This window comes from Nocardioides aquaticus, from assembly GCF_018459925.1.
Lineage (GTDB): Bacteria > Actinomycetota > Actinomycetes > Propionibacteriales > Nocardioidaceae > Nocardioides > Nocardioides aquaticus.
In genome coordinates, this window is record NZ_CP075371.1 from 2,896,820 (window position 1) to 2,905,032 (window position 8,213).

General features: G+C 68.5%; 10 protein-coding genes and 4 tRNA genes. 9 read left to right on the forward strand and 5 right to left on the reverse strand.

Annotation, left to right across the window (positions count from 1 at the left end):
* The first annotated feature begins 114 nt into the window (after positions 1-114).
* From ENKNEFLB_RS14075 to ENKNEFLB_RS14100, 6 genes are all read left to right on the forward strand, one after another.
* Entirely contained in the window at positions 115-429 is a 315-nt protein-coding gene (locus tag ENKNEFLB_RS14075) for a hypothetical protein (RefSeq protein ID WP_214055984.1), read from the forward strand.
* Positions 426-809, forward strand: coding sequence for a hypothetical protein (locus ENKNEFLB_RS14080; protein ID WP_214055985.1), 384 nt, complete (start codon positions 426-428; stop codon positions 807-809). Before ENKNEFLB_RS14075 ends, ENKNEFLB_RS14080 begins: the two co-directional genes overlap by 4 nt.
* A complete protein-coding gene (locus tag ENKNEFLB_RS14085; RefSeq protein WP_214055986.1) occupies positions 806-1,135 on the forward strand; it encodes a hypothetical protein in 330 nt (109 codons plus the stop codon). Before ENKNEFLB_RS14080 ends, ENKNEFLB_RS14085 begins: the two co-directional genes overlap by 4 nt.
* Before the next feature lie 120 nt (positions 1,136-1,255).
* On the forward strand, positions 1,256-4,183 hold the full coding sequence (locus tag ENKNEFLB_RS14090) for a hypothetical protein (RefSeq protein ID WP_214055987.1): 2,928 nt from the start codon (positions 1,256-1,258) through the stop codon (positions 4,181-4,183).
* 11 nt (positions 4,184-4,194) lie between these two features.
* Entirely contained in the window at positions 4,195-4,905 is a 711-nt protein-coding gene (locus ENKNEFLB_RS14095; protein WP_214055988.1) for a hypothetical protein, read from the forward strand.
* Positions 4,906-4,927: 22 nt separating this feature from the next.
* Complete coding sequence (locus tag ENKNEFLB_RS14100; protein WP_214055989.1) at positions 4,928-5,158, forward strand: hypothetical protein; 231 nt, start codon at positions 4,928-4,930, stop codon at positions 5,156-5,158.
* 828 nt (positions 5,159-5,986) lie between these two features.
* On the opposite strand, the gene ENKNEFLB_RS14105 is transcribed toward ENKNEFLB_RS14100, so the two are convergent.
* The 5 genes from ENKNEFLB_RS14105 to ENKNEFLB_RS14125 all read right to left on the reverse strand — a co-directional run bounded on the left by ENKNEFLB_RS14105 (position 5,987) and on the right by ENKNEFLB_RS14125 (position 7,716).
* Positions 5,987-6,184 (reverse strand): hypothetical protein, encoded by a 198-nt coding sequence (locus ENKNEFLB_RS14105; protein ID WP_214055990.1) that lies wholly within the window; start codon positions 6,182-6,184, stop codon positions 5,987-5,989.
* On the reverse strand, positions 6,181-6,321 hold the full coding sequence (locus ENKNEFLB_RS14110; protein WP_214055991.1) for a hypothetical protein: 141 nt from the start codon (positions 6,319-6,321) through the stop codon (positions 6,181-6,183). The genes ENKNEFLB_RS14105 and ENKNEFLB_RS14110 overlap by 4 nt, the downstream gene beginning before the upstream one ends.
* Positions 6,318-6,641, reverse strand: a complete 324-nt coding sequence (locus ENKNEFLB_RS14115) for a DUF6907 domain-containing protein (protein ID WP_214055992.1) — start codon at positions 6,639-6,641, stop codon at positions 6,318-6,320. Before ENKNEFLB_RS14115 ends, ENKNEFLB_RS14110 begins: the two co-directional genes overlap by 4 nt.
* A 99-nt stretch (positions 6,642-6,740) precedes the next feature.
* Positions 6,741-6,815: transfer RNA gene (locus ENKNEFLB_RS14120), tRNA-Val, on the reverse strand.
* A 79-nt stretch (positions 6,816-6,894) separates the two neighbouring features.
* On the reverse strand, positions 6,895-7,716 hold the full coding sequence (locus ENKNEFLB_RS14125) for an aminotransferase class IV (RefSeq protein WP_214055993.1): 822 nt from the start codon (positions 7,714-7,716) through the stop codon (positions 6,895-6,897).
* 92 nt (positions 7,717-7,808) lie between these two features.
* Between ENKNEFLB_RS14125 and ENKNEFLB_RS14130 the strand changes: the two genes are divergently transcribed.
* From ENKNEFLB_RS14130 to ENKNEFLB_RS14140, 3 genes are all read left to right on the forward strand, one after another.
* Positions 7,809-7,881: transfer RNA gene (locus tag ENKNEFLB_RS14130), tRNA-Gly, on the forward strand.
* Between the two features lie 30 nt (positions 7,882-7,911).
* Positions 7,912-7,982: transfer RNA gene (locus ENKNEFLB_RS14135), tRNA-Cys, on the forward strand.
* 26 nt (positions 7,983-8,008) lie between these two features.
* Positions 8,009-8,083, forward strand: a tRNA-Val gene (locus ENKNEFLB_RS14140).
* The last annotated feature ends 130 nt before the right edge of the window (positions 8,084-8,213 follow it).

Below are 8,213 nucleotides of genomic sequence, written 5' to 3' on the forward strand. Positions count from 1 at the left end.
ACGATGCACCTGTCGCGGCGCTCGCTCACCCTGACCGTCCACGGGACTTCGCGTACCGCGGACGTCAGCAACTGCCGCATCGTCAGCGGAGCGATCCCCGCGACCGAGAGGCGGTTGTGCGGGCCCACGCGCCAGTACCGACTCCAGGGCACGGCCGCGCAGGACCCCGGCAAGGACTCCTTCTGGGACCTGGTCTGGAGCAATGCCGACGAGCACGTCGACATTGCCCTGCGCCCTGCCGGCGGAGAGGTCCCGACCGACGAGCAGCCCTGGTTCATCGGAACGGTGCTCATCGGAGAGGCCGACGGAGACCTGCTCGGGGGTGAGGCAGACGCAGCGCCGGGCGCCCGCTTCGTGTTCGGGTTCGACTGGGCATTCACAGCCAAGCCGACCCGCGTGACGGACCCCCAGGACGAGGCGCTGCTGTGAACCGCGTCGGCTTCCGAGTCCAAGGCCTCACCCAGGTGGTGCGGGCCCTGCAAGACCTGGGCGTCGACGTCGAGGACCTCAAGGGCGCCTTCTCTGCCATCGCAGCCAAGGGCGCAGGCCTGGCCTCCGACTTCGCGCCGAAGAAGTCCGGCCGCCTCGCCAGTGACATCCGGGGCAACCGCGCCAAGTCCAAGGCCGTCATCACCGCCGGACGGTCCTCAGTGCCCTACGCCGGCCCCATCAACTACGGGTGGCCCAAGCGCGGCATCGAGGCCGCCGGCTTCATGCAGCAAGCCGACCAGGCCCTCCAGCCCACCGTGCTCAGCGAGCTGGAGAACGAGATCAACGACCGCATTCGAGCCAGAGGACTGAACCAGTGACCAAGACCCAGGACAAGACTCAGCCCACCACCCCGCTGACCGTCAACGAGTACGTCGAGTCGCTGACCGGGTACGAGGAGGACGGCATCCTCAAGCACTTCGGAGCCGAGGTGCTGGACCTGCTGACCACGCGGCCGATCAAGGCCGGCCGCGGCCTGATCTACGTCGACCGCAAGCGCGGGGGCGACAACGACACCGACGCCGTCAAGGCCGCCATGAGCCTGTCCATGCGAGACGTCGACGCCTACTTCACCCCCGAGCCCGTCGAGGTCGACCCCGACGAGCCGGAGACGCCTGAGGGAAAAGACGACTCGCAGGCCGCCTGAGGGCTGAGGAGCAGGCCGCGTGGTGCCTGCTGACCGGTCAGGCACCTGAGGTCTACCGGAGCCTCACGCGGCTCGAGCGGGACGCATTCGTAGACGTAGCAACAAGGAAGAGGTGACCTGATGGCCGGGCCGATCCGTATCTCCGTACTGGCCAACGCCTCGCAGGCGCGTCGGGAGCTCGACTCCACCGGACGGGCCGCAAGCGGGATGGGTGACAAGTTCGCCCGAGCAGGCCGCGCGGTCGCCATCGGAGCCGGAGCCGGTCTGGCGATCGCCGCCGTCGGTATTGCCAAGCTGGGCATCGCCTCCACCCGGCTGGCATCGGACGCTGAGCAGTCGCTCGGCGCCACCGAGACCGTGTTCGGCCGCTACGCCGACAACGTCACCCGCGCCAGCAACAAGGCCGCAACGTCGGTCGGGCTGAGCGCCAACGAGTACCGCGAGAGCGCGAACCTGATCGGCTCGCTGCTGGGCAACCAGGGCGTGGCCACCGACCAGTTGGCCGGCAAGACTGACCGCCTGGTCAAGATCGGCGCTGACCTCGCGGCCACCTTCGGCGGCACGACCCGCGAGTCCGTCGAGGCGCTCGGGTCGGCCTTCAAGGGCGAGTTCGACCCTCTCGAGCGGTACGGCATCAGCGTCAAGCAGTCCACGGTGAACACCGAGGCGCTGCGCGTTGCCAACGTCAAGAGCACCTCGGCCTTCGAGTCACTGAGCACGGCCCAGCAGACCGCCGCCAAGCAGCAGGCCACCACCAACCTGATCCTGTCGCAGTCCTCGAAGGCCTCCGGTGCGTTCGCCCGCGAGACCGACACCCTCGCCGGGCAGCAGCAGCGCCTGACCGCGCAGACGCAGAACCTCGGCGCAACGATCGGCACCGGGCTGACCCCGGGCCTGACCACCCTCGGCAAGGTCGTCAACCGCGACGTGCTGCCCCCGCTCCAATCCCTGGCCGAGGAGTACGCCCCCAAGGTCGGCCAAGCGTTGGGCAACCTCGCCGAGCAGGCAGGGCCGAAGCTCCAGCAAGTCCTGACCAACCTCCCCGCCGCCTTCGACCGCTTCCGCAGCAGCAACGCCGCCGGCACGGTCGGTCAGATCGCCGGGAGCCTTGCTCAACTGCGCCCGGTCGCCGAGGCCACCCTCCCGATCCTCGCGGACGGCCTCCAGGTCACCGCGACCGTCCTGCGAGTCGCAGCAGCGAACTCCGACGTCCTCGCCCGTGCGCTGCCGGTGCTCGCTGCCGGCTACGTCGCGGTCAAGACAGCCACCGTCGCCAGCAACATCGCCAAGGCCGCCGAGGTCGCCCTCAACCGCTCCGTGGCCGCATCCTCGACCCAGGTAGCCGGCGCCCACCGCGCAGAGACAGCCGCGATCAGCAAGATCGGTCTGGCCGCCCGAGGTGCTGCCGGTATCGGCGGACTGGGTGCCCTGGCAGTAGGCGCCAGCACGTCGAACGACGCGCTGAGCACGCTCGCCAACGTCGGCGGTGGCGCACTGACCGGGTTCGCCGTCGGAGGCCCCATCGGAGCCGCGATCGGAGGTGGCGCCGGGCTGCTGCTGTCCCTGGCCACCAACACCGACAGTGCCGCAGACTCGTTGGCCCAGGCGCAGCCCCCGGCCGTGACGTTCGCCGACTCCCTCGACCAGGTCTCCGGCGCGGCACAGAGCAGCACCCGCTCCCTGGTGCTGATGCGCCTTGAGCAGCTCGGCGCGATCGAGTCGGCGTCCGCGCTCGGCGTCTCCACCCGCGACCTGGTCTCCTCCACCCTCGGCAATGCCTCCGCGCAGCAGCGCGTGCGTGCCGCCATCAAGGGCGCCCCGAGCGAGGTGCAGCTCACCGCCGGCGCCTACGGCAGCCTGGGGTCCGCGTACTCCGTCGCGAACAAGGATGCGACCGCGCTTGCCAAGGCTCTCGGCATCACCAAGGGCGAGTTGCGCGCCCAGCAGGCCGAGACCAGGTCGACTGCGCTGGCCACCGCCAACCTCGGGCAGGTCTACCGCGGCGTCCCGAAGGACGTCATCACCAAGATCCGAGCCCTCGGCGGCGAGGTCACGCGTCGCCAGCTCGCCGATCTGGCGCGCAGCGCGAACCTCACGCCCAAGGAAATCCGCATCATCATGCGGGCCAACAACATCAAGGGCACCGTCAAGGACATCCGCGGAGTCGGCGACACGATCCGTGAGGTCGACGAGACCCGAGCCAACCTGAAGGCCTACAGCGACAGCACGCAGCGCGGCGTCAACCTCGCAGACCGCAACGCCCGGCGCGGCGTCACCGACCTCACCCGCACCCTCGAGGGCGTCCAGCGATCCCGGGCGAACCTGAACCCGTTCCTACAGGGCGTCAACCAGGGGATGTCTCGGTCGACGTCGTCGGCGAAGAAGGGCAGCGACAACATCCGCCAGGCCGCCGAGCGCGGCCCCAGAGAGGCTCGGGCAAACCTTTCGGGCATGCAGTCCTCGGTCACGTCCGGACTGGCCGGCGTCCGCGGCGCAGCGGCGTCGGGAGGGTCCTCGGTCGGCGTCGCGCTGAAGCAAGGCATCGAGGGCGGGTTCTCCGGCGTCGTGTCATCGCTGGTGAATACCGCAGCGTCCGCAGTCAACGCCGCCGTCGCAGCCGCGAGGCGCGCGGCCGAGTCCCGGTCACCGTCGCGGAAGATGATGCGCGTTGGGCGGGACCTCGGCCTCGGCGGAGTCATCGGCATGGACGCCGAGCGCCACCGCTGGTCCCGCGCTGGTGGCGACCTCAGCCGGGGCGCCCTGCGCGGCGCCCAGGACGCACTCAAGCGTCAGCCCGCGCTGCGGTTGGGGCTGGACGAGACCTATGCCCGTTCCCGCGGAGGACGGTCGCAGTACGTCGAGGGCATCTCGTCGGCTGCCGCTGACCGTGTCGCCGGCAGGCGCGAGCGAGGCATCAGCGTCACCTTCGAGCCCGCCGTCATCGACCTCCGCCTGCCCGACGGCCGGACCCAGCGCGCAGAGATCCGCGCGATCGCCCGCCAAGAGTTCGCATCCATCGAGCGTGACGACGAGAGGGAGTTCCGGTGACCGGTCTAGGAGTGGCACAGATCGCCGAGCTGGCCTGGGGCTACACAATGGCCGACATCGACAGCATGTCGTTCAAGGCGGCTCGCCGATCCCGCGGCGGGTGGACCCTGGACTTCAAAGATAAGCAGGAGACTGCCTGGGGAGCCATCGTCGAGATGCTCTATACCAGCACCGACCAGCCCGCCTACTTCACGCTCCTCACCTGTGGGACCGACGCCGTCGACCGCGAGGCCCGACACGTCAACAGAAGTCACGGCGTCAGGGAGGGCAGGCCGGGCGACGACGAGAAGCCGCGGTTTCTCCAGTACTGGTTGCCCGTCATCGGACCCATGAGCGACTTCACCGACAAGATCTGCGAGCGCGAGGCGCTGCCGCAGATCCTCTCGAAGCTGACCCCAAGCGAGTACGAGACCATCGTGACGCTGGCCGCTTACGGCACCCAGAAGGCGGCAGCCGAAGCACTCGGCCTAAAGCTCCCCACCTACAGCGCCCGGCTGTGGAACGCCCGTATGCGGCTGTGGCGCTTCTGGTTCGAAGGCGAGACCCCGCCCCCGAAGACCAGGTCGTCCGCCACGACTTGCCGGTACGGGCACCTGCGCTCCGAGTACGGCTTCATCAACAACCACGGCAGCCAGTCGTGCCGGCGATGCTCACGAAACAGGACCAACAAGCACTACGGGAAGAAGCGCGACGACCGCCTCAAACTGGACCTTGACGACTAAGAACTTAGTGCGACGATAAAGCATGGACGTCACGTACAGCGCCAGCAGCGAGGCCATGCAGCGCGAAATTGTGAAGGCATTTGATCGAGAGGGTTACCGAACCTCGACGCGCATGATCCTCCGCAATCATCGGTGGACGGTCCGCGTCTGGCGGGTCGAGCCAGCCAACGAACAGACCGTGATTGACCTGATCCAGTCGACTGACCCGCAGTCCAAGCCGGTCATCCCGAAGCCGTCCTACGCATTCGGCTGACGGCCGAGAAGCCACCAAGCGAGCTCGAGCGTTAGGGCGCATCGCCGTAACGCGCCGAATGTGGGTCATTCAGTTCGCACTCGGGGTTCAGGCACTCTCTCGCTCGCATGACGGACGGCTCGCCATCGCCGCGCACATTGCCCCCAACGACCTTCCAGCAGACTGGTTTTTTGCAATAGCTGCACGGCGGTTCGCCTGCGGCGGGTTCGCGATGGCTGGGGCGAAGAGGTTCGGCCATAGTCCAGCCTGACACACAGAACCGCCCCGGCCGGTTCTTGCGGCCGGGGCGGTCTGCTGTCTTCTCGCTGGTCAAGTTCTGGCATACCAACTTTGACCCGACTGGAGTTCAGCCCGCCAGGTTGGTTGAAGCCATGGTCCCGTGGAGACCTAGGTTTCGAAGTTCACCAACCTGTACTTCGACTGGTCCACTCCGTACCAGTTCAGAATGGACGGGCGAGCTTCCAGGTCTGGAAGACGGTCGCACCGGTCTTCCAGTGGGTCTGGACGACCGATGGCAGATGACCGCTGCAATCCAGCCATCATGACCTCACGAGTCCTGCAGGCCTGCCTCTGCTCGCCGTAGGCACACCTTGCAGTCCCGCGACTTCGACACGACCATCAGTCCGCCGACGACTGGCAGGTCACGCTGGGTCCGCGGTGACGTGACGCGCTTCGAGTACCTGCCACAGAGGTACGGGGTGGGGAGACCGACCGACTCGGCCAAACGGGCCTGCGCAGCGACGTAGTAGTGGGTGACCTTGGTACGTCGGGCGATGTCGGGGTGGTCGAGATCGGTCAACTTGGCGTTGCCAACGCCGAGTTGAATCATCACGCCTCCTGGCTGGTCGGCGCGAAGGCGGACGTGGGTGACGGCTTGATCAGCCCGTAGCCCCCCGCGTCAACGCCCAGCAGGAACGCGTTGCGCTCGTGCTCATGCATGGTGCTGCGGCGCACCAGGACGACCGGCAAGCGGTCGGCCGTGTGGTCTGCCAGCGCGTTCCAGCACTCCCGCGCCCAGGCCCTCACTGGCGGGCCTCCAGACGCTCGATGCGCTCCACGAGGCCGGTCAGGTGTTCCCGCGTCTCCTGCAACCCGCGGTCAATCTCCCTCAGCAGCTCGAGGCACTGAGCGGTCACGTCGCGCTCGTCCGTCGCGGCGCTCACTGGTGGGCCTCCGCACGGTCCGCGCCATCGAGCAGCAGGCGTGCCAGCTCGCGGGCCTCGGTGGGCGTGAGGTCGGCGGGACCGTCGTGGCCGTCCACGAAGATCTCGACCACGGCGGGACGCATTGTGCGATCGGCCTGCTCGACGGAGCAGACCTCGACACCGACGCATCGGACCGTGACCGGGTCCTCGCAGTGGTCGCGAAGAGTGGCGTCGTCGGTCTCGTACCAGTGCTGGTAGCCCTCTCCGTCGTGGCCGGCGCACCAGGGCGGGCAGATGGCCTCTGTCGGGCGCTGGGTGGGGTGGGTGGTGATGGTCATGGGCGGTTCCTCTCAGGGAGGGCCGCGTACCTGTCTGGCACAGACATGGCACGGGGCCGGGTTCCTTGTCGGAAACCGGCCCCTGACCTGCAACGATGCTGGTGGGCGATACTGGGTTCGAACCAGTGACCTCTTCGGTGTGAACGAAGCGCGCTACCACTGCGCCAATCGCCCGTCCCCGGCGTGAGCCGGTGCGGTCGCAGACTCTAGCCCATGGGGCGCCCAGGACTCGCATCAGCCTCGTCGGAGGCTGCTACCGCCCCAGCATCTCGGGCTCGCGACGCTTCCAGGTCTCTTGCGCGTCCCAGGTGACGGGACCGGGGGCCGGCAGGGCGCGGTCGTCCCAGGACGAGACCGCCTGCACGTCGCGGGTGGTGGAGACGAGGAAGACCTCGGTTGCCTCGGCCACCACCTCGATCGGCTCGTCGACCTCCCGGCCGCCGACCCAGTCGAGGACCAGCCCGCGGGTGACGCCGGCCAGGCACCCGCTGGCCAGGGACGGCGTGCGCAGCTCGCCGTCGACGACGTAGAAGACGTTGGTGCCGGTCCCCTCGCACAGGTGGCCACGGGTGTTGGCGAAGATCGCCTCACTGGCCCCGCGCCGCTGCGCCTCGGCGAGCGCGATCACGTTCTCGGCGTACGACGTGGTCTTCAGTCCGGCGGTGGCGCCGCGCTCGTTGCGCGGCCACGGGACGGTGGCCACGGTGGTGACGTCGGGGGTGGGCGCCATCGGGACGGCGACCACGGCCAGGCGGGGCGCTCCCCCGCTGCGCCCGGACCCCAGCGGCGCCGACCCGGCGGTCAGGGTGACGCGCAGCCGACCCAGTGGGAGGTGCTCGGCTCCCAGTACGGCGCGCACGCCGGCGCGTACGGCGTCGAGGTCGGGCGTCGCCAGGCCGAGGCCCTCGGCGCTGCGGACCAGCCGGTCCAGGTGCAGCCCCAGCGCGAACGGCTGCCCGTCGACGACCTTGACCGCCTCGAAGACGCCGTCGCCGACGGTGAACCCGTGGTCGGTGACGGGGACGACGGGGGCCTCGGGGTCGGCGAGGAGCTCGCCGTCGATCCAGGTGTGCATGAGATGAACCCTAGGTAGCGGGGGGTCGGTTTTGCCCTCCGGTGGGCGTGGGCTAATGTTTCGACCGCACCGCAGGTCAGCCTGGGGTGCAGGCGGACGTAGCTCAGTTGGTAGAGCGCAACCTTGCCAAGGTTGAGGTCGCGAGTTCGAGCCTCGTCGTCCGCTCGGAGAGGTACCTCATGGTTTGGCCTCCATGGTGGGTTGGCCGAGAGGCGAGGCAACGGACTGCAAATCCGTGTACACGGGTTCAAATCCCGTACCCACCTCGACACCACCACACAACTCCACACCCGGGCGATTGGCGCAGCGGTAGCGCGCTTCCTTGACACGGAAGAGGTCACTGGTTCAAACCCAGTATCGCCCACCACGTTTGTGCAGGTCAGAGGCTTGTTTTAGCGATCAGGACCGCAGCGGGGAACATTTGGGGAACAGGGGGCCTGTTCTGGCTGACCTTGTGCCGACCACATCGTTCTCGGCGACGTCGCACTCCTCGGCGC

What these genes read in the sequence shown, in the direction of transcription:
- ENKNEFLB_RS14090 (WP_214055987.1), top strand. Translation starts at nt 1,256, where the DNA reads ATGGCCGGGCCGATCCGTATCTCCGTACTGGCCAACGCCTCGCAGGCG.
- ENKNEFLB_RS14125 (WP_214055993.1), bottom strand. Translation starts at nt 7,716, where the DNA reads ATGCACACCTGGATCGACGGCGAGCTCCTCGCCGACCCCGAGGCCCCC.
- ENKNEFLB_RS14115 (WP_214055992.1), bottom strand. Translation starts at nt 6,641, where the DNA reads ATGACCATCACCACCCACCCCACCCAGCGCCCGACAGAGGCCATCTGC.
- ENKNEFLB_RS14100 (WP_214055989.1), top strand. Translation starts at nt 4,928, where the DNA reads ATGGACGTCACGTACAGCGCCAGCAGCGAGGCCATGCAGCGCGAAATT.